Annotated in this window: 15 protein-coding genes; 10 read left to right on the top strand and 5 right to left on the bottom strand. The window is 73.8% G+C overall.

The features are described from left to right. Window positions 1-24 precede the first annotated feature (24 nt). On the top strand, window positions 25-945 hold the full coding sequence (locus tag OHA55_RS04160; RefSeq protein ID WP_266710409.1) for a tetratricopeptide repeat protein: 921 nt from the start codon (window positions 25-27) through the stop codon (window positions 943-945). A 109-nt stretch (window positions 946-1,054) separates the two neighbouring features. Here OHA55_RS04160 and OHA55_RS04155 read toward each other — a convergent pair whose 3' ends face one another. Then, complete coding sequence (locus OHA55_RS04155) at window positions 1,055-2,335, bottom strand: DUF1015 domain-containing protein (RefSeq protein WP_266702887.1); 1,281 nt, start codon at window positions 2,333-2,335, stop codon at window positions 1,055-1,057. A gap of 71 nt (window positions 2,336-2,406) precedes the next feature. Here OHA55_RS04155 and OHA55_RS04150 point away from each other — a divergent pair, with 71 nt between their 5' ends. Then, window positions 2,407-3,444 carry an HAD-IIA family hydrolase gene (locus tag OHA55_RS04150; RefSeq protein ID WP_266702885.1) on the top strand — a complete coding sequence of 346 codons (1,038 nt, stop codon included), beginning with the start codon at window positions 2,407-2,409 and terminating at the stop codon, window positions 3,442-3,444. A 69-nt stretch (window positions 3,445-3,513) separates the two neighbouring features. Here OHA55_RS04150 and OHA55_RS04145 read toward each other — a convergent pair whose 3' ends face one another. Further along, window positions 3,514-3,861 (bottom strand): SCP2 sterol-binding domain-containing protein, encoded by a 348-nt coding sequence (locus OHA55_RS04145; protein WP_266702883.1) that lies wholly within the window; start codon window positions 3,859-3,861, stop codon window positions 3,514-3,516. Window positions 3,862-3,903: 42 nt separating this feature from the next. Between OHA55_RS04145 and OHA55_RS04140 the strand changes: the two genes are divergently transcribed. The 5 genes from OHA55_RS04140 (at window position 3,904) to OHA55_RS04120 (ending at window position 9,201) form a co-directional block, all read left to right on the top strand. After that, window positions 3,904-4,248, top strand: a complete 345-nt coding sequence (locus OHA55_RS04140; RefSeq protein ID WP_266702881.1) for a hypothetical protein — start codon at window positions 3,904-3,906, stop codon at window positions 4,246-4,248. An 8-nt stretch (window positions 4,249-4,256) separates the two neighbouring features. Next, window positions 4,257-5,072: a TlyA family RNA methyltransferase gene (locus OHA55_RS04135; protein WP_266702879.1), complete on the top strand. Its 816-nt coding sequence runs from the start codon at window positions 4,257-4,259 to the stop codon at window positions 5,070-5,072. Next, window positions 5,069-5,980: an NAD kinase gene (locus OHA55_RS04130; protein ID WP_266702877.1), complete on the top strand. Its 912-nt coding sequence runs from the start codon at window positions 5,069-5,071 to the stop codon at window positions 5,978-5,980. The genes OHA55_RS04135 and OHA55_RS04130 overlap by 4 nt, the downstream gene beginning before the upstream one ends. A 137-nt stretch (window positions 5,981-6,117) precedes the next feature. Further along, the gene (gene recN / locus OHA55_RS04125; RefSeq protein ID WP_266702875.1) at window positions 6,118-7,872 is read left to right on the top strand and encodes a DNA repair protein RecN; all 1,755 of its coding nucleotides are present in this window, start codon (window positions 6,118-6,120) and stop codon (window positions 7,870-7,872) included. A 234-nt stretch (window positions 7,873-8,106) separates the two neighbouring features. Continuing rightward, window positions 8,107-9,201 carry a glycosyltransferase family 4 protein gene (locus OHA55_RS04120; protein WP_266702873.1) on the top strand — a complete coding sequence of 365 codons (1,095 nt, stop codon included), beginning with the start codon at window positions 8,107-8,109 and terminating at the stop codon, window positions 9,199-9,201. Between the two features lie 18 nt (window positions 9,202-9,219). Here OHA55_RS04120 and OHA55_RS04115 read toward each other — a convergent pair whose 3' ends face one another. The 3 genes from OHA55_RS04115 to OHA55_RS04105 form a co-directional block, all read right to left on the bottom strand. After that, the gene (locus OHA55_RS04115; RefSeq protein ID WP_266702871.1) at window positions 9,220-10,842 is read right to left on the bottom strand and encodes a PucR family transcriptional regulator; all 1,623 of its coding nucleotides are present in this window, start codon (window positions 10,840-10,842) and stop codon (window positions 9,220-9,222) included. Window positions 10,843-10,975: 133 nt separating this feature from the next. Then, window positions 10,976-12,364 carry an FAD-binding oxidoreductase gene (locus tag OHA55_RS04110; RefSeq protein ID WP_266702869.1) on the bottom strand — a complete coding sequence of 463 codons (1,389 nt, stop codon included), beginning with the start codon at window positions 12,362-12,364 and terminating at the stop codon, window positions 10,976-10,978. A 215-nt stretch (window positions 12,365-12,579) separates the two neighbouring features. Beyond that, window positions 12,580-14,400 (bottom strand): glycoside hydrolase family 15 protein, encoded by a 1,821-nt coding sequence (locus tag OHA55_RS04105; protein ID WP_266710408.1) that lies wholly within the window; start codon window positions 14,398-14,400, stop codon window positions 12,580-12,582. Window positions 14,401-14,840: 440 nt separating this feature from the next. Here OHA55_RS04105 and OHA55_RS04100 point away from each other — a divergent pair, with 440 nt between their 5' ends. The 3 genes from OHA55_RS04100 (at window position 14,841) to OHA55_RS04090 (ending at window position 19,640) form a co-directional block, all read left to right on the top strand. Further along, window positions 14,841-16,505, top strand: a complete 1,665-nt coding sequence (locus OHA55_RS04100) for a CTP synthase (protein WP_266702867.1) — start codon at window positions 14,841-14,843, stop codon at window positions 16,503-16,505. 89 nt (window positions 16,506-16,594) lie between these two features. Beyond that, window positions 16,595-17,221 (top strand): NUDIX hydrolase, encoded by a 627-nt coding sequence (locus OHA55_RS04095; RefSeq protein ID WP_266702866.1) that lies wholly within the window; start codon window positions 16,595-16,597, stop codon window positions 17,219-17,221. Between the two features lie 277 nt (window positions 17,222-17,498). Next, window positions 17,499-19,640 (top strand): tetratricopeptide repeat protein, encoded by a 2,142-nt coding sequence (locus tag OHA55_RS04090; protein WP_266702864.1) that lies wholly within the window; start codon window positions 17,499-17,501, stop codon window positions 19,638-19,640. The last annotated feature ends 170 nt before the right edge of the window (window positions 19,641-19,810 follow it).

Here is a 19,810-nt window from a genome sequence, read left to right as displayed (position 1 = left end):
GACAAGGAGGTTCGTCAGGAGCTGATGAGCCTGCCGAAGACCCTTGCCGAGGACGTCGCACGCAACCTCGTCATGGTCGCCCGTCTCATCGACGAGGATCCCGAGGAGGCGTACGGCTACTCCCGCGTCGCCCTCCGGCTCGCCTCGCGCGTCGCCGCCGTCCGTGAGGCGGCCGGTTTCGCCGCGTACGCCACGCAGAAGTACGGGGAGGCGCTGGCCGAGTTCCGGGCCGCCAAGCGGATGACCGGTTCTGTCGAGCTGTGGCCCGTCATGGCGGACTGCGAGCGCGGCCTCGGCCGCCCCGAGCGCGCCATGGCGATGGCCGGCGAGCCCGAGGTGCAGAAGCTGGACAAGGCCGGTCAGGTCGAGATGCGCCTGGTGGCCGCGGGGGCGCGCCGTGACATGGGGCAGCTCGACGCCGCCATCGTCACTCTCCAGAGCCCCGAGCTGGCCTCCAACGCGATTCACCCGTGGACCCCGCGCCTGCGTTACGCGTACGCCGACGCGCTCCTGGAGGCGGGCCGTGAGGACGAGGCCCGCGAGTGGTTCGGCAAGGCCCTGGAGTCCGACAAGGACGGCGCGACCGACGCCTCCGACCGGCTCGCCGAGCTGGACGGGGTCGAGTTCGTGGACGCCCTGGACGACGAGGACGAGACCGGTGCCGCCGGTACCGCTCCCGTCGGGGAGCAGACGGCCTCCTCGGTCGAGGACCGGGCGGCGGACGTCGCTGACGACGACATCGCCGACGCCATCGACGGTGACGACGAGGGCAACGACCGCGACGACCGTGACGATGCCGACGTGGACGACACCGACGAGCTGAACGCGTGGGCCGACCGCGCCGACGCGGCCGCCGAGAAGGCCCCTGCGGCAGAGCAGGACGCCGAGCAGGACGCGACGCTGAGCACCGACCAGCCCGACGCCGACGGACCGGCCAAGGCCTGAACGGTACGAGCCGAGTGAGCGATAGAACGTAGAAGAAGGGCGGCACTCCTCCGGGAGTGCCGCCCTTCTTCGTTTCCGCAGGCTGTTTCTGCCGAAGGCCCCGGCCCGCTCAGTCCGCGTCGAGCCTCCGCATCACCAGGCCCGTCGCCGGCTTCGGGCCGAAGGACGTGGACTTGCGCGGCATGGTGACGCCCTGCCGGGCGAGGTCGCGGACGACGGCCTCGCGTACCGGGTGCATCAGGACGGCCGTCCCGCCGGACCGTTCGGCCTGCTCGACCGCGGCCATCGGGTGGTGGAGGTACGCGATGTCCTCGGCTCCGTCCGGGACGTGCCACACCCGGTCGAGCAGCGTCTCGTGCAGCACCGTCGCGTCCAGGGTGCGCCAGGCCTCCGGCCGGCCCGCCGGGACCGTGCGGGCGAGCAGGGCGGGGTCCGCCCGGTCCACGAGACGGTACGTACCGTCGCCCGCCAGCAGAAAGGCGTTGCTGCCCTCCTCGGAGGCGGCGGCGAGCGCGCCCAGGGCGCGGGGCAGCGGGCCCGCCACCTCGCGCACCCGGAACCGGCCCCGGAGCGCGGCCAGGGCGTCGGCGGGGGCGAGCCGGCGGAGCACCCGGTGGATCGCGCGTACCTGGAGCGGGTACCGGGCGGTGTCGACCAGGTAGACCAGGCCGAGGTCCCACGGCCCCGGACCGCTCCGTTCCCGCTGGAGCCGCAGATAGGTGGCCCACCGGTGGTGGCCGTCCGCGATGAGGGCCTGGCGGGGGAGGAGACCGGCCGCCGCCTCGGCCTGCTCCGCCGGGTCGGTCACGGCCCACAGCCGGTGCCGCAGACCGTTCTCCGTGGTGGTCGTGAGCAGAGCGGGCCGCCGGGCCGCCCGCTCGACGACCGCCGCCGCACCGGAGACCGTGCCGTCGCCCACGTAGGTGAGGAGCAGCGGTTCGAGGTGGGCGCCGGTGGCGCGCGTCAGGGCCGCGCGGTCCGCCACCACGTCGTCCATCACCTCTTCGTGCGGGAGGACGACCCGGTCGGCGGCGGGGGAGAGTTCCAGGGCGCCGATCAGGCCGCGCTGGAGGAGGCCGTTGCCGCGCTGCTCGTAGACGTAGAGCGCGGGTTCGGGGTCGGTGGCCAGTACGCCCTGGGCGAGCCACTCGTCGAGGGTCCGGGCGGCTTGCCGGTTACGGGCGGCCGGTGAGCCGTCCTGGGGCAGGATCAGCCGCACGATGTTGTGCGGGTCCGCGGACTCGAGGTGGTGGAGGCCGTCCGGCCGTACCACCACGTCGTACGGCGGTGAGGTCACCGCCGCCAGGCTGCCCACCCGCTCGGGGACGTAACGCAGTCCGCGGAACGGGAACAGACGCAGCCCCTTCGCGGCGTCCCCCGATGTGTCCATCCCCGCATCGTAGGTGTGGTGGGGCGATGCGGGATGATCGGGGCAGAGGCATCGAACGAGGAGCGAACACAATGAGTCAGCAGGACAGGTCCCGGCCGCTCGGCAGCGTCACGGCGCTGAGTGCGGCGTACGACACCGCTCTGCTCGACCTCGACGGGGTCGTGTACGCGGGCGGCCAGGCCATCATCCACGCCGTCGAGTCGCTCACCACCGCGCGGGACGGCGGGATGCACCTCGCCTACGTCACCAACAACGCGCTGCGGACCCCGGCCGCGGTGGCGGCCCACCTGACCGAGCTGGGGGTGCCCGCCGAGCCGTCGGACGTGATCACCTCCGCGCAGGCGGTCGCCCGGCTGGTCGCGGACCAGCTCCCGGCCGGCGCCCGGGTCCTCGCCATCGGCGGCGAGGGGCTGCGGGTCGCCCTGGAGGAGCGCGGGCTCGTCCCGGTCGACTCGGCGGACGACGACCCGGTGGCGGTGGCGCAGGGGTACGGCGGCCCGGACTTCCCCTGGTCGCGTTTTGCCGAGGCCGCCTACGCGATCAACCGGGGCCTGCCCTGGTTCGCCTCCAACACCGACCTGACCATCCCGAGCGCACGGGGCATCGCCCCCGGCAACGGCGCGGCGGTCCAGGTCGTCCGGATCGCGACCGGCGCCGAACCGCAGGTCGCGGGCAAGCCGCTGCCCCCGATGCACCGGGAGACCGTCCTGCGTACCGGGGCCGAGCGTCCGCTGGTCGTCGGCGACCGGCTGGACACGGACATCGAGGGCGCGTTCAACGGCCGAGTGGACTCGCTGCTGGTGCTGACCGGGGTGACCGATGCCGCCCAGCTGGTCGCGGCGGTGCCGGAGCACCGCCCGACGTACGTCGACCGGGACCTGCGCGGGCTGCTCACCGGGCAGCCCGAGGTGACCGTGGAGGACGGTACGGCCCGCTGCGGCGGGTGGACCGCGTCCGTGCGCGGGCAGGAACTGGTCCTGGAGGGCGAGGGGGACGCCCTCGACGCGATCGACGGGCTGCGGGCGCTCTGCGGCGCCGCGTGGACCGACGGGGGCACGGAGGCGTGCGTCCTCGACGCGGGGAAGGCCGTCGCCCGCCTGGGGCTCTGACGACACGCCCCGGCGGTGCGGCCCCGGCGGTGCCGGGGCCGCCGGCGGGTCATCGTGCCGGGGCAGCCCTCAGAGCAGCGATCTGAGCTTGAGCAGGTCCCGGAACCCCGCCTCCAGGCGGATCCGGCCCGCGGCCCACGCCTTGGCGAAGTTGAGGTCGCCGTCGACCAGCGCGACCAGGTCGTCGCCGGTCATCGCCAGCCTGATCTCGGCCTTCCCGGGGGGCGGGCCCTCGACCGTGTCGAGTACCCGGATGCGGCCGTCCGTGAGCCGGCCGGTGAACGTCACATCGAGATCCTTGATGTGACAGCTCAGCGAGCGGTCCAGGGAGGCGGCGCTGCGGACGTCGCCGTCCGCACCCGCGAGATTGTCGGAAAGTCTGTCCAGTGCGCTGCGGCACTCTGCCATGGTCGCCATCGTGATCGACGGTACCGCAGCCCACCGAGGTAGCGTTCCGGCATGAACGACTGGACGGCGGGGCCCGGCACGGCCTCCGCGCAGGCACCCCCGGCGGCATCCGGCGAACCGGCCGCCACCACCCGTACCGCCCCTGGCGAGGAGGCGGCCCGTCCCGCCGCCTCGCCCTCCCACGAGCCCGCCGCACCCACCCCCCTCGGCGTCGTCCGCGCCCCCACCGGGAACCCGGCCGTGGACGCCGCTCTGGAGCGGCTGGCCGACGTGGACCACCTCGCGGCGGACGGACACACCGAGGTGTACGAGGATGTACACCGTGGGCTGCGCGACACGTTGACCGCGCTGGACGCCAGGCCCGCCCCCGCACCCCCGTACGACAACAGGAGCTGAACGTAACCGTGGCAGGAGTGGCCCGTCGCCGCCTCGACGCAGAGCTGGTACACCGCAAGCTCGCCCGCTCGCGCGAGCACGCGAGCCAGCTGATCGCCGCGGGCCGCGTCTCCGTACGCGGCCTGGTCGCGACCAAACCCGCCACCCAGGTGGAGACCAGCGCCCCCGTGGTCGTCGCCAAGGACGAGAGCGATCCGGAGTACGTCTCGCGCGGCGGGCACAAGCTCGCCGGCGCCTTCGCCGCCTTCGTACCGCTCGGCCTGGAGGTGGAGGGCCGCCGCGCGCTGGACGCCGGGGCGTCCACCGGCGGTTTCACGGACGTGCTGCTGCGCGCCGGGGCCCGCCAGGTCCTCGCCGTCGACGTCGGCTACGGGCAGCTCGCCTGGTCGCTCCAGTCGGACGAGCGGGTCGTCGTCAAGGACCGCACCAACGTGCGCGAACTGACGCTCGAAGACATCGACGGCCGGCCGGTGGACCTGGTGGTCGGCGACCTCTCGTTCATCCCGCTGGGGCTCGTGCTGCCCGCGCTGGTGCGCTGCGCCGCCCCCGACGCCGACCTGGTCCTCATGGTCAAACCGCAGTTCGAGGTCGGCAAGGAACGCCTCGGCAGCGGCGGAGTGGTGCGCAGCCCCGAGCTGCGCGCCGAGGCGGTACGCGAAGTCGCCCGCCGGGCAGGGGCGCTGGGACTCGGTGTACGGGGCGTGACGGCCAGTCCGCTGCCCGGCCCCTCGGGGAACGTCGAGTACTTTCTGTGGCTGCGGGCCGGCGCACCCGAACTGGATCCGGCAGATGTGGACCGTGCAGTGGCGGAGGGGCCTCGTTGACGACGACGACAAGTACGGCACGAACAGTCTTTCTCTTGGCGCACACCGGCCGTCCGGCCGCGATCCGCAGTGCGGAGCTCGTGGTGCAGGGGCTGCTGCGCAACGGCCTCGGCGTGCGGGTCCTGGAGGCCGAGGCGGCCGACCTGCCGCTCCCGCCGACCGTGGAGACGGTCGTCGACGCGACCCCCGCCGCGGTGGACGGGTGCGAGCTGCTGATCGTGCTCGGCGGCGACGGCACGCTGCTGCGCGGGGCGGAGATCTCGCGCGCCTCGGGGGTCCCCATGCTCGGGGTCAACCTCGGCCGGGTCGGATTCCTCGCGGAGGCCGAGCGCGACGACCTGGACCGGGTGGTCGCCCGCGTGGTGACCCGGGCGTACGAGGTCGAGGAGCGCATGACGCTCGACGTGGTGGTGCACAGCAACGGCTCCGTCGTGCACACCGACTGGGCGCTCAACGAGGCGGCCGTGCAGAAGGTTTCGCCCGAAAGGATGCTGGAGGTCGTCCTGGAGATCGACGGCCGGCCGGTCACCGGCTTCGGCTGCGACGGAATCGTCTGCGCGACCCCCACCGGTTCGACCGCCTACGCGTTCTCCGCCGGCGGCCCCGTCGTCTGGCCCGAGGTCGAGGCCCTGCTGATGGTGCCGATCAGCGCGCACGCGCTGTTCGCCAAGCCGCTGGTCACCTCGCCGTCGTCGGTGCTCGCGGTGGAGGTCCAGCCGCACACCCCGCACGGAGTCCTCTGGTGCGACGGCCGCCGCAACGTGGAGCTGCCCGCCGGCGCCCGCGTCGAGGTGCGCCGCGGCGCGGTACCCGTACGGCTGGCGCGGCTGCACCACGCGTCGTTCACCGACCGGCTGGTCGCGAAGTTCGCTCTGCCGGTGTCGGGGTGGCGCGGCCTGCCCCAGTGAGGCCCGCGCACGGCCCGCGGAAGGGCCCCGCAACCCCGCTCGATCGGTGGGTCCGGGGCCCCTTCCGAAGACCGTGCGCAGACGCTCGGGGGCGAGTCGCGACCGGGGGCCGTCGCACGGGGGCGGTGAAACCTCGTATGGTCGTGTCCGTGTTGGAGGAGATGCGGATACGGTCGCTCGGAGTCATCGACGATGCCGTGGTCGAGCTGTCGCCCGGATTCACCGCGGTCACGGGTGAGACCGGAGCGGGCAAGACCATGGTCGTCACGAGCCTCGGGCTGCTGCTCGGCGGACGTGCCGATCCCGCCCTGGTGCGGATCGGTGCCAAGGCCGCGGTGGTCGAAGGACGGATCACGGTCGCGGACGGTGACGCGGTCGCCCTGCGGGCCGAGGAGGCCGGTGCGGAGATCGAGGACGGCGCGCTGCTCATCAGCCGTACCGTCTCGGCGGAGGGCCGCTCACGGGCCCACCTCGGGGGCAGATCCGTGCCCGTCGGGGTCCTCGCCGAGCTCGCCGACGAACTGGTCGCCGTGCACGGCCAGACCGACCAGCAGGGACTGCTCAAGCCCGCCCGGCAGCGGCAGGCCCTGGACCGGTACGCGGGCGACGGGGTCGCCGTGCCGCACGAGAAGTACGCGGCGGCCTACCGGCGGCTGCGCGCCGTGGTCGTGGAGCTCGACGAGATCACCACCCGGGCCCGGGAACGGGCCCAGGAGGCCGATCTGCTGCGTTTCGGCCTCGACGAGATCGCGGCCGTCGAACCCCTGCCCGGCGAGGACGCCGAACTCGCCGCCGAGGCCGAGCGCCTCGGGCACGCCGAGGCCCTCTCCTCCGCCGCCGCTCTCGCGCACACCGCACTGGCCGGCAACCCGGAGGACCAGGAGGTCGTGGACGCCACGACCGTCGTCGCGGCGGCCGGCCGCTCGCTGGACGCCGTGCGCTCCCACGACCCCGCCCTCGCCTCCCTCGCGGACCGCATCGGGGAGATCTCCATCCTGCTCGCCGACGTCTCCGGGGATCTCGCCGGATACGCCGACCAGCTCGACGCGGACCCGCTGCGGCTCGCCTCGGTGGAGGAGCGAAGGGCCGCGCTCACCGCGCTCACCCGCAAGTACGGCGAGGACGTCGCCGCCGTGCTCCGCTGGGCCGAGGAGGGGGCCGCACGCCTCACCGAGCTGGAGGGCGACGACGACCGGATCGGTGAACTTACCGAGGAGCGCGACGCCCTGCGCACGGAACTCTCCGAACTGGGCCAGGCCCTGACCGACGCCCGCACCGGGGCGGCGGCCCGCTTCGCCGCGGCGGTCACCGAGGAACTGGCCTCCCTCGCGATGCCGCACGCCCGCGTCTCCTTCGCCATCCGGCAGACGGAGGCGCCCGACGAGGCCTCCGGCATCGACGTGGGCGGCCGCAGCGTCGTCTACGGGCCGTCCGGGGCCGACGAGGTCGAGCTCCTGCTCGCCCCGCACCCCGGCGCCCAGCCCCGCCCGATCGCCCGGGGCGCCTCGGGCGGTGAGCTCTCCCGGGTGATGCTCGCCGTGGAGGTGGTCTTCGCGGGCTCCGACCCGGTGCCCACGTACCTCTTCGACGAGGTCGACGCGGGTGTCGGCGGCAAAGCGGCGGTGGAGGTGGGCCGCCGCCTCGCCAAGCTCGCCAGGACCGCCCAGGTCGTCGTGGTGACCCATCTCCCGCAGGTGGCCGCGTTCGCCGACCGCCAGCTCCTGGTCGAGAAGACCGTGGACGGCTCGGTGACCAGCAGCGGGGTCACCGTCCTGGAGGGCGAGGACCGGGTACGCGAACTCTCCCGGATGCTCGCCGGCCAGGAGGACTCCCAGACGGCCCGCGCCCACGCCGAGGAGTTGCTGGCCACCGCACGGGCGGATTCCGCCTGAGCGTCGGGGGCCGGGGACCCTCGTGGCCCCCGGCCCCGCACCTGCGCCCCCGATCGGCGATTTCGCGCCATGTTCGTCACTCGTGCGAGTGGAACGAAACGGCCGGTTGTCGTCGCGCGGGGGTGCAGCAACGTTCCGGCGGTCCGTAACACCCGTACGGACTGGCATCCTTGGGGCTGTGCCCGTCGTGGCGCGCAACCCTCACCGACACGGGAAGTCCGGGAGCCAATCAACGTGTCACAGCTGCGAACGGTGCAGGTCCTGGGCGGCGGCGGGGCCGGCAGCGGCGCCCACGTCGGCTCACTCGCCGCCGGTCTGATCGCGCGCGGAGTGCAGGTCACCGTCTGCGCGCCCGCCGCCGTGGACCTGGTCCACGGCTTCTCCGCCACCGGTGCCCGCTTCGCGGCGGTACCCCGGCGCGGCGACCCCGTCTCCATGGCCGCCCTGCGCTCCGCCTGCCTCGGCGCCGACGTGGTGCACGCGCACGGCCCGCACGCGGCCGTCCGCGCCGCCGCCGCGCTCGGCGGACTGCGCACCCCGCTCGTCGTGACCTGGCACGGCCGCGGCCACGCCGAGGGCGCCCTGAGGCGCGTACGGCACCTGCTGGAGGTACGGGCGGCCCGCGCCGCCGCCGTCCTGCTGGGCACCTCCTCCGACCTCGTGGACCGGGCCCGCCGCAGGGGAGCCCGGGACGCCCGGCTTGCGCCGGTCTCCGCACCCGTCGCCCGGACCGCCGTCGACCCGGCGCACCTCGACAAGCTCCGGGCCGAACTCGGCGCGGTGGGGAGCCCGTTGCTGCTCTCGGTCGGAAGCCTGATGCCACGTCACGGGTACGGGGTCCTGCTCGACGCCGCCCGGCTGCTGGGCGCGCTCGACCCCGTACCGCAGCTCGTCGTCGTCGGCGAGGGGCGCGAACGGGCCGCCCTGCAACGCCGCGTCAAGGGCGAACGCCTGCCGGTGCGGCTGATCGGCGCCCGCGACGACATCCCCGAACTCGTCGCGGCGGCCGACCTCGTGGTGATCCCCAGCCGCTGGGAGGCCCGCTCCCACCTCGCGCAGGACGCCCTCCGGGCCGGTACCCCGCTGGTGGCCACCGCGGTCGGCGGCATCCCCGAACTCGTGGGCGACGCCGCCGGACTCGTCCCGTACGGCGACCCGGAGGCGCTCGCCCGGGTGATCGGGGAACTCCTCCTCGACCCGGACCGGCGCGCCCTGCTGGCCGCCGAGGGCCGGGCACAGGCGGCCGGCTGGCCCACCGAGGAGGACACCATCACCCATGTGCTCAGCGTCTACGACGAGTTGACGCAGCCGCTCAACCGGCCCCGCTGAACTGCCGGACCCGTGCGCTCACTCCGTGTGGCGGCGGGCCCGCAACGCGAGGCCGAGGGCCAGCGCGGTCCGCGGATCGTCGAGGTCCGTCCCCAGCAACTCACCGATCCGTGCAAGCCGGTTGTAGAGCGTCTGACGGTTCAGATGGAGCGCCCGGGCGGTCTCCGCCTTACGGCCCGCGTGATCCAGGTACGCCTCCAGGGTCGGCAGCAGCGCCGGACGCGCCGTCGCGTCGTGCTCCCGCAGCGGGCCGATCGTACGGTTCACGAAGGCGGCCAGGTCCGGATGGTCCCGCAGCCGCCAGAGCAGCAGGTCGGTGTCGAGGAGCCGGGCGTCGTACCAGGGCCGGGGCGGCAGCCCCCGTGCCGCCGCGGCCGTCTCCGCCGCGTGCCGCAACCCCGCACCGGCCTCCGCCCAGCCGCCCGCGACCCCGGCCACGACCACCGCCCGGCCCGGTCCGGCCCCGGTCGCGCCGGCCCGCTCCAGTCCCGCCCGGAGCGCCGCCGCCACCCGCTCGGCGACCACCGTGCGCTCGGCCCCCTCGCGCAGGCCCAGCAGCAGCGGCACCCTGCCCTCCACCGGCCGCACCCCGAGCAGCAGCGGCAGCCCCAGCGGGGCGAGCTCCTCCAGGGCCGTGCGGGCCAGCAGCGCCCAGCCCCCGGACGGCGGGGCCGGGTCGGGGGCGAGGAGCACCACCACCGGGAGCAGCGGAGCGTCGCCGGGCCGGAAGCCCAGCACCTTCGCCTGCGCGGGCGCGTCCCGGGCGGCGATGCGGCCCTCCGCCAGGTCCGTCAGGAAGTCGCCGCGCCCGCGCGCCGCCAGCTCGTCGTCCTGCCGCGCCTGCATCAGGACGACGGCGAGGAGGCCTGCGGCCCGCTCGGCCGCCATCCGGTGGACCGTCGTCAGCGGCCCGGTGACGGCCAGCAGCACCAGCCGGGCCCGTACCGGACCCGCTCCGGGTCCGCCCCCGGGGACGTCCACGAGCACCGACCCGGCCGGTGGTGCCTCCCGGCCCGTACGGCCGCCGCGCATCCCGTCCCAGACCTGGAGCGGCCCGGTGCCCTCCGGTCCGGTGCCCGCCGCGTAGAGCAGCCGGTGGTCGGCGGTCTCGAGGAAGGCGGGGTTGCCGGAGAAGCCGGCGAGGACGGAGAGGACCTGGGGGACGCCGCCGCCGTCGAGCAGCGCCGAGGTGCACCGCCGGTGCACCTCCTCCGCCTGCCGGAGAAGGGCGTAGTGCCCGTTGACGATCTCGGTGTGGATCTCCTCGGTCACGGTCACGAAGGCGACTTCGCGGTGGAGCTGGACCAGCGGCAGCCCGGCGGCGGTGGCGGTCTCGACGATCGTGGCGGGCAGCCGGTCGAAGCGCGGTCCCAGCTCGACCACGAGGGCGGCGATGCCCCGTTCGGCGAGCCGCCGCACGAACGCGCGCTGCTCGGCGGGACGGGTGCCCAGGCCGAGGCCGGTGGTGAGGAGGAGCTCGCCGCCGCGCAGCAGGGAGGCGATGTCCGGTACCTCGCCGGCGTGCACCCAGCGCACCGTGCGGTCCAGCAGATGGGTGCCGGTCAGTACCTCCGGGAGTCCGCCGCGCAGCCCCGGCAGTTCCAGCGCCCGCCGCACCGTGATCCCGCCCTGGCTCTCCACCGGCCCCGCCCCGTGCTTCCGTTCGTCCGTACCGGGCGTCCGCGTCCGTCGCCCCGGTCGCGAAGCTACCCGGGCACCGGCGCGCCCCGCCAGGGCGGGGCGAGCGGGACGAGTACGCGGGGACCGGTGGGGCTCAGGCCGCCGCCGGCTCGATGTTGTGGTTGAGGCGGAACATGTTGTCGGGGTCGTAGCGCCGCTTCACCCCGGCGAGCCGCGCGTAGTTCTCCTCGCCGTACGCGGCGACGACGCGCTCGTGGCCCTCCTGGCCGATGAAGTTGAGGTAGACCGCGTCGTCCGCCCACGGCCGGACCCCGGCGCGTGCCTCGTGGACCCAGTTCCGCGCGTGCGTGTCGTCGGCCGGGTCCTCCCAGATCCCGAAGGGGTGCACGACCCAGGGGGAGGAGCGCCAGCGCACGGGCAGGTCGGCCGGGCCGCTCGCGACGGCCCCGCCCAGCGGGAAGAGGATGTGCTGCGAACCGGACGGTACGGGCATGGCGTCCGCGGTGGCGCAGAAGGCGGCCACCGCCTCGTCCGGGAACCCGCCGAGGTACTCGGCCGACCAGTAGTTCCGCATCCCCGGCGGATCGTCCAGCATGCACTGGAGGTCCGCGTACGGGAGTTCGGCGATCATCTCCGACTCGTGCGGGAGGTCCAGCAGCGGTGCGGCGACGTCGCGTACCCCGGCCTCCGTACCGGCCCAGGTGATCAGGACCCCGCAGACGGGCTTGCCGACGAGCTGCTCGGGCACGAAGGCCTCGGGCGGTCCCGTCAGATACAGGCACCCGCCGCCCGCCTCGTCGGGAGCGGAGGCCATCAGGTCGCGGAAGGCGGTGACGGCCGGCGGTCCGTCCTCGGGACGGAAGAGGACCAGCGCCATGCTCATGGCGGGCAGTTCGTGCAGACGGAGGGTCAGCGAGGTGGCGACGCCGAAGTTTCCGCCGCCGCCGCGCAACGCCCAGAACAGATCCGGGTTCTCCTCCGCGCTCGCCCGGACCGTGGAGCCGTCGGCCGTGACCACCTCGGCGGCGAGCAGATTGTCGCAGGCAAGCCCGAACTTCCGCTCCAGCCAGCCCGATCCGCCACCGAGCGTGAAGCCGCCGACCCCGGTCGTGGACGCCCGTCCACCGGTGGTGGCCAGGGCGAACGGCTGGGTGGCCCGGTCCAGATGGCTCATGGTGGCACCGCCGCCGACCCGGGCGGTCCGTGCTTCCCGGTCGACGGTCACCTCGTGCATGAGACGCAGATCGACGACGAGCCCGCCCTCGCTCGAGGCCATGCCGGCCACGCTGTGGCCGCCTCCGCGCACGGCGATCTCCAGCTCCTCCGCGCGGGCGCACCGCAGGGCCGAGGCGACGTCCTCGGCGGACGCGCACTGGGCGATGAGGGCGGGACGGCGGTCGATCATGCCGTTGAACACGGCGCGAGCCTCGTCGTAGCCCTCGTCCTCGGGGGTGTGGATCGCACCGGAGAATCCCTCCCGCAGATGGGCGAGAGAGCTGTCGAACAGGGTACGGGGCGTCATGACGGCCCCTTCCGAGGGGCGGAAAACGTACCTTTCCAGCGTAGTCCCGGAGTGGTGGACGAGCCCGGTGGCCGGTGCGGCCGGGCTCCCGATGCGCCACCGCGCCACGGGGCGGGTCAGCCGCCGGCCCGCACGGCCGGTCGTCGGGCCTCCCCGCCGGGTCGCCCGGCCCGGACGGGGCCGGGCGACCGGAGCGGGCCGGACGCGCGAGGGGATCAGCCCGCGTACGCCCCGCTGGCCGTCAGCCGCAGCGCGGTGTCGATGAGCGGGACGTGGCTGAACGCCTGCGGGAAGTTGCCCACCTGGCGCTGGAGCCGGGAGTCCCACTCCTCGGCGAGCAGCCCCAGGTCGTTGCGGAGCGAGAGCAGCTTCTCGAAGAGCCGGCGGGCCTCGTCGACCCGCCCGATCATGGCCAGGTCGTCCGCCAGCCAGAAGGAGCAGGCGAGGAACGCGCCCTCGTCGCCCTCCAGGCCGTCCACGCCCGCGTCGTCGCCCGAGGTCGGGTAACGCAGCACGAACCCGTCCTCGGTCGACAGCTCGCGCTGGATCGCCTCGATCGTGCCGATGACCCGCTTGTCGTCCGGCGGGAGGAAGCCCATCTGCGGGATCAGCAGCAGCGAGGAGTCCAGTTCCTTGGAGCCGTAGGACTGGGTGAAGGTGTTGCGCTCGGGGTCGTAGCCCCGGTCGCAGACGTCGCGGTGGATGTCGTCGCGCAGCTCGCGCCACCGCTCCAGCGGCCCCTCCACGTCACCGGACTCGATCAGCTTGATCGTCCGGTCGACCGCGACCCAGGCCATCACCTTGGAGTGCACGAAGTGCCGTCGGGGGCCGCGCACCTCCCAGATGCCCTCGTCCGGCTCGTACCAGTGCTGCTCCAGGTAGCTGATCAGCTTGAGCTGGAGGCCCATGGCGTAGTCGTTGCGGGCCAGGCCCGTCATGTGCGCCAGGTGCAGCGCCTCGGTGACCTCGCCGTACACATCGAGCTGGAGCTGGTCGGCGGCGCCGTTGCCGACGCGGACCGGGCCGGAGTTCTCGTAACCGGGCAGCCAGTCGAGTTCGGCCTCGCCGAGCTCGCGCTCACCGGCGATGCCGTACATGATCTGCAGGTTCTCCGGGTCGCCCGCGACGGCCCGCAGCAGCCACTCCCGCCAGGCGCGGGCCTCCTCGCGGTAGCCGGTGCGCAGCAGCGAGGAGAGGGTGATCGCGGCGTCGCGGAGCCAGGTGTAGCGGTAGTCCCAGTTCCGTACGCCCCCGATCTCCTCGGGCAACGAGGTGGTGGGCGCGGCGACGATGCCGCCGGTGGGCGCGTAGGTGAGCGCCTTGAGGGTGATGAGCGAGCGGATCACGGCCTCCCGGTAGGGGCCGTGGTACGTGCACTGCGCGACCCACTCCTCCCAGAACCGCTCGGTCGCCTCCAGCGAACCCTCCGGCTCCGGCAGGCCGGGCGGCTGGTGGTGCGAGGGCTGCCAGCTGATGGTGAAGGCGACGCGGTCCCCGGGGGAGACCGTGAAGTCGGAGTAGGTGGTCAGGTCCTTGCCGTGCGTTTCGGCCTGCGTGTCCAGCCAGACGGAGTCCGGTCCGGCCACGGCCACCGTGCGGCTGTCGACCTTGTGCACCCAGGGGGTGATCCGGCCGTAGCTGAACCGCATCCGCAGGGACGAGCGCATCGTGACCCGACCGCTGACGCCCTCCACGATCCGGATGAGCTGGGGGGCGCCGTCACGGGGAGGCATGAAATCGATCACGCGTACGGTGCCGCGCGGTGTGTCCCACTCCGACTCCAGGATCAGGGAGTCGCCGCGGTAACGCCGCCGGTCGGCGGCGGGCGGCTCGCCCCGCTGGGCGTCCTCGGCCGCCTCGGGCTCCAGCGGGCCCAGGCGCCAGAAGCCGTGCTCCTCGGTGCCCAGAAGGCCCGCGAAGATGGCGTGGGAATCGAAGCGGGGGAGGCAGAGCCAGTCGACCGTGCCGTCCCGGCAGACCAGCGCCGCTGTCTGCATGTCTCCGATGAGTGCGTAGTCCTCGATGCGCCCGGCCACGTGCGTCTCCAGTCGAACGGCCATGTGTCGCCCCGCTCGGGGGCGCTTGCTGCGTGAATAAGGAAAATGTTCAGGGGCCGATGAGCTCTTGGGACCGGCCGGAGCGGGCGGGGGTGGTGCCGCGGGCCGACCGTCCCGCTCGTCGGCGAGTGTCCGAGCAGGATACGACGCACGGGTGTGATCCGCGCGATAGTCGGTGGATCTTGTAGGAGTCGAACGAGTGGGCCCTGGAACGGGTGCGGAGGAACGGTGGCGCTCGTGCCGAGTGTGTGGTCGGAAGCAGTCTCCCCAGGTCGCTGTTAGGCTGGTAGCCCGTGGACCGGTGGTCGGACGCGAGAGCGGACGAGGCCCCCGAACCGCAGCGACGGCACCCCCGGAATCTCCGGTTCGGCAGCCGGTACGTACCTCAGATTCGCTACCACGGGAGCCCCCTCTTGGCTATGCAGCCCACATCCACGACGACCAAGCACATCTTCGTCACCGGGGGTGTCGCCTCCTCCCTCGGCAAGGGTCTGACTGCCTCCAGCCTGGGTGCCCTTCTCAAGGCGCGTGGTCTCCGGGTCACGATGCAGAAGCTCGACCCGTACCTCAACGTCGACCCCGGCACGATGAACCCGTTCCAGCACGGTGAGGTGTTCGTCACCAACGACGGCGCCGAGACCGACCTCGACATCGGCCACTACGAGCGCTTCCTCGACGTCGACCTCGACGGCTCCGCCAACGTCACGACCGGGCAGGTCTACTCCCAGGTCATCGCCAAGGAGCGGCGCGGCGAGTACCTCGGCGACACCGTCCAGGTCATCCCGCACATCACCAACGAGATCAAGTCCCGCATCCGCCGCATGGCGACCGGCGACGTCGACGTGGTCATCACCGAGGTCGGCGGCACCGTCGGCGACATCGAGTCGCTGCCGTTCCTGGAGACCGTCCGCCAGGTGCGCCACGAGGTCGGCCGGGACAACGTCTTCGTCGTCCACATCTCGCTGCTGCCCTACATCGGCCCCTCCGGCGAGCTGAAGACCAAGCCGACCCAGCACTCCGTCGCCGCGCTCCGCAACATCGGCATCCAGCCGGACGCCATCGTGCTCCGCGCCGACCGCGAGGTCCCCACCGCCATCAAGCGCAAGATCTCGCTGATGTGCGACGTGGACGAGACCGCCGTCGTCGCCTGCGTCGACGCCAAGTCGATCTACGACATCCCGAAGGTGCTGCACACCGAGGGCCTGGACGCCTACGTCGTGCGCAAGCTCGACCTGTCCTTCCGCGACGTGGACTGGTCCACCTGGGACGACCTGCTGGACCGCGTCCACAACCCCGACCACGAGGTCACCGTCGCGCTGGTCGGCAAGTACATCGACCTCCCCGACGCCTACCTCTCGGTCACCGAGGCCATCCGGGCCGGCGGCTTCGCGAACAAGGCCCGCGTCAAGGTCGAGTGGGTCACCTCCGACGACTGCAAGACCCCGGCCGGCGCCGCCCGCCACCTCGCGGGCGTGGACGCCATCTGCATCCCCGGCGGCTTCGGCGAGCGCGGTGTCGAAGGCAAGGTGGGCGCCATCCAGTACGCCCGCGAGAACAAGGTGCCGCTGCTCGGCCTCTGCCTCGGCCTGCAGTGCATCGTGATCGAGGCGGCCCGCAACGTCGCCGGCATCCCGGACGCCAACTCCACCGAGTTCGACCCCGCGACCTCGCACCCCGTCATCTCCACCATGGAGGAGCAGCTCGCGTACGTCGAGGGCGCGGGCGACCTGGGCGGCACCATGCGCCTGGGCCTCTACCCGGCGAAGCTCGCCGAGGGCTCGGTCGTCCGTGAGGCGTACTCCGGCGAGCCGTACGTCGAGGAGCGCCACCGTCACCGCTACGAGGTGAACAACGCCTACCGCTCCGAGCTGGAGAAGAAGGCCGGACTGGTCTTCTCCGGCACCTCCCCGGACAACAAGCTCGTCGAGTACGTCGAGTACCCGCGCGAGGTCCACCCCTACCTCGTCGCCACCCAGGCCCACCCGGAGCTGCGCTCCCGCCCGACCCGCCCGCACCCGCTCTTCGCGGGTCTGGTGAAGGCCGCCGTCGCCCGCCAGGCGCAGGCCGCCGAATCGGGCAAGTAGTCCCGAGGCATTACCGTTGACCGGGGTGCGCGTCCGACGAGGACGGGCGCCCCGGTTTTTCGTACGTGACAGCGGGAGGACGGACGCGGATGGGCATCGAGGACAGGGCCGAGGAATGGCGGGTCACCGCGACGGTGACCCCCTTCACCGGTAACAAGACCAGCGTCCGTACCGACGACGTGGTGATGCCCGACGGCACGGTCGTGGGCCGTGACTACCAGGTCCACCCCGGGTCCGTCGCGGTCCTCGCGATCGACGAGGAGGACCAGGTCCTGGTGCTGCGTCAGTACCGCCACCCCGTGCGCCAGAAGCTCTGGGAGATGCCGGCCGGGCTGCTCGACGTCCCCGGCGAGAACCCCCTCGCAGCCGCCCAGCGCGAGCTGTACGAGGAGGCGTACGTCAAGGCGGAGGACTGGCGGGTCCTCACCGACGTCTACACCAGCCCCGGCGGCTCCGACGAGGCGGTACGCATCTTCCTCGCCCGCGGCCTCTCCGATGCGGTCGGCGAGCGCTTCGCCGTCTCCGACGAGGAGGCGGACATGGAGCAGGCTCGGGTTCCGCTGAAGGACCTGGTGCGGGGCGTGCTCGCGGGCGAACTGCACAACAGCTGCCTGGTCATGGGCGTACTGGCGCTGACCGCCGCCCGTGCGGGGGACGGCGAGCAGTCGCTGCGCCCGGCCGCGTCCCCGTGGCCGGCCCGTCCGTTCGAGGCTTAGCCGGCCAGCCGGCCAGCCGGCCAGCCGGTCAGCCGGTCAGCCGGTCGGCCGGTCAGCCGGTCAGCCGGTCAGGAGGTTCGGAGCCACCGGCGTGAGGTGGTGGCTCCGAATCGTTCCGTTCCGGCCGGCATCTGTCGGACGATCGCAAGAAATGCTGATCCGATCGGGGGATGTCCCCGCCCCGCTCCGCCCTGATCGGCGGCGCCGCTGAACTACGCTCGAAAGGCCCGCCGGAGCTCCGGCGGGGCACCGGGTGCGGCGAAATGGAGCGTGGCTCGTGACGGATCAGGCGGTGGACACCAGCGGCCCGGCCCGAGCGCCCGGCACCGAGGAGCCCTCCGGTGCCGCTCCACCCGAACTGTTCGGCCGTCAGCGAGAGTTGAAAGCCCTTCAGGAGGACATCGAGCGGGCCGGGCTGAACACCCTGGCCGGCCGCAAGGCGGCCCGAGCCCGGGTCCTGCTGATCGCCGGACGCGCCGGATCGGGGCGCAGCGCCCTTGCCGCCGCCTTCGCGCACACGCTGACCGGAACAACCCCCGCCGGCGGCTCCCTGGGACCCCTGCCCTGGGCCGCCCCCGGTACCGGGACCGGCGACTACCCGGACGGCGTGCTGCGCGTCAGCCTGACCGACCCGGCGGGCACCAAGGTGCCCGCCGAACGCACCGCCCGCGAGATCCTCGGCCTGCTCTCCCTCCCCACCCCGCCCGGAGCCGATGCCGACGAACTCACCGAGATGGTCCGCGAGGCCCTCGCCGTGCGGCGGCTGCTGCTCCTGCTCGACGACGCCGTGGACGCCGAGCAGGTCGACCCTCTTCTCCCCGACGGCCCCGGCTGCCTGGTGCTGGCCACCGCGACCGGCCCGCTGACCGGCGTCCCCGACGTCCGCCCCTGCACCATCGGCGGGCTGGACACCGGCTCCGCCGTGCGCCTCCTGGCCCGGGTGGTCGGACAGGTGCGGATCACCGTGGACCCCAGGACCGCCGAGACCCTGGTCGAGGAGTGCGGCGGCCAGCCGGCCGCCCTGCTGCTCGTCGCGGGGTGGATCGCCGCCCGCCCGACCGCCTCCGTCGCCGACGCCACCCAGAACCTGCGGCGCACCCCGGAGGACACGGAGCAGCCGGTGGGCGCCCGTCCGCTGGTCCGAGCCTTCCGGATGGCGCACGACGCCTTGCTGGAGACCCCCGCCCGGATACTGCGACTGCTGGCGCTCGCGCCCGCCGGTCTCGCCGACGCGCACACCGCCTCGGCGCTGGCCGGCTGCTCCGTCTCCGCCGGCCGCCGGACCCTGGACGACCTCGTCGGCCTCGGCCTGCTGCGCACGGACGGCGCCGCCGAGCCCCAGTACGAGGTACCGGGCGCCCTCGCGCCCCTGCTGCGGGCCCTCCTGGAGGAGCGGGACCGGCCGGCCGAGGTCGAGCTGGCGCGGGCCCGGATGCTGGAGCGCACCGTACGGCTGCTCCACTCCTGCCGGGCGGTCACCGAGCCGGAGGGCTCCCCGGCTCGCGGCAAGCTCGCCGGGCTGCCCCGGGCGCTGCGTTTCGCCGGCCCGGAGGAGGCCGCCGTCTGGCTGCGCGTCAGGCTGCCCTCGCTGGTGGCCGCCGCCCGCATGGCGGTGGCGGACGGAGAGCTGGACACCCTCGCCCGCCGCCTGGTCGCGGCCCTGGTGCGAGCGCTTGCCGCGCATCTGGGCACGGAGGCGGCCGCGCCCGAGCTGTACGGGCTGCACGGCCTGGTGCTCGACGTCGCGGAGCGCCGCGGCCTGCCCCGGGAGCGCGCGGCGGCGCTGCTCAATCTCGCCGACCTCGACGCCTCCACGGGCCGCACCCGGACCGCCCTGGCCCGCTACCGGGCCGCGCTGGACGCCGGACGGGAGGCGAAGGACCTCTACGCCACCGGCCGCGCCATGGAATCCGTGGGAGGCGCCCACGCCGAACTGGGGGACTACCCGCGCGCGTCCGACTGGTACGGCCGGGCGCTCGCCCAGCGGCTCGCACAGGGCGACCGGGAGGGCGAGGCGCGGCTGTACGGGCGGCTGGGCGCGGTGCACGCGTACGCCGGGCGGTACGGCGAGGCGCTGCGCGACTGGCGGGCCGCCGCGGCCGTGCTGCGCAGGCTCGGTGACCTTCCGGCCCAGGCCAGGGCGCTCAGCGAGGCGGCCAGGGTCCAGGAGTACGCGGGCCGCCCGCACGATTCGCTGCGCACCTGCCGGGAGGCGGTCGACCTGGCCCGGCGGGCCGACGACGTGCGACTCCAGGCGGCGCTGCAGTTGCGGCTGGCCGACACCCTGGACCGGCTCGGCGACCCCGCGGCGGCCTCACTGCACCGGGCGACGGCGGAGCGCTTGCTGGGCGAGGGCCTGGGCGAGGGAGGAACTGCGGGAACCGCCTACGAAAACCTTGGCGCATCGGTCGAAAATTAGTTCTTTGCAAGGCTAGACAGCGGGAAGTCCTTCATTAGACTGGCTCTGCCGCATGCATCCGTGGCGTTCCACGGGTGAGGTGCATTCTGCGCACGTCCGTGCAATCCCGCGTTCTCCCGGCCCCCGGTCGGCCGAGTGCTGCCCGGACGCCCCTCCGAGCGAAGGACCAG

The sequence above is a fragment of the Streptomyces sp. NBC_00102 genome, from assembly GCF_026343115.1.
Lineage (GTDB): Bacteria > Actinomycetota > Actinomycetes > Streptomycetales > Streptomycetaceae > Streptomyces.
The sequence above is the reverse complement of the archived record's forward strand: the minus strand, read 5'-3'. Positions and strand labels throughout refer to the sequence as shown.

Excerpts from the sequence above, each read along its gene's own strand:
- OHA55_RS04160 (WP_266710409.1), top strand. The coding sequence starts at position 25 with ATGAGCCTGCCGAAGACCCTTGCCGAGGACGTCGCACGCAACCTCGTC.
- OHA55_RS04155 (WP_266702887.1), bottom strand. The coding sequence starts at position 2,335 with ATGGACACATCGGGGGACGCCGCGAAGGGGCTGCGTCTGTTCCCGTTC.
- OHA55_RS04150 (WP_266702885.1), top strand. The coding sequence starts at position 2,407 with ATGAGTCAGCAGGACAGGTCCCGGCCGCTCGGCAGCGTCACGGCGCTG.
- OHA55_RS04145 (WP_266702883.1), bottom strand. The coding sequence starts at position 3,861 with ATGGCGACCATGGCAGAGTGCCGCAGCGCACTGGACAGACTTTCCGAC.
- OHA55_RS04140 (WP_266702881.1), top strand. The coding sequence starts at position 3,904 with ATGAACGACTGGACGGCGGGGCCCGGCACGGCCTCCGCGCAGGCACCC.
- recN (WP_266702875.1), top strand. The coding sequence starts at position 6,118 with ATGGTCGTGTCCGTGTTGGAGGAGATGCGGATACGGTCGCTCGGAGTC.
- OHA55_RS04110 (WP_266702869.1), bottom strand. The coding sequence starts at position 12,364 with ATGACGCCCCGTACCCTGTTCGACAGCTCTCTCGCCCATCTGCGGGAG.
- OHA55_RS04100 (WP_266702867.1), top strand. The coding sequence starts at position 14,841 with ATGCAGCCCACATCCACGACGACCAAGCACATCTTCGTCACCGGGGGT.
- OHA55_RS04095 (WP_266702866.1), top strand. The coding sequence starts at position 16,595 with ATGGGCATCGAGGACAGGGCCGAGGAATGGCGGGTCACCGCGACGGTG.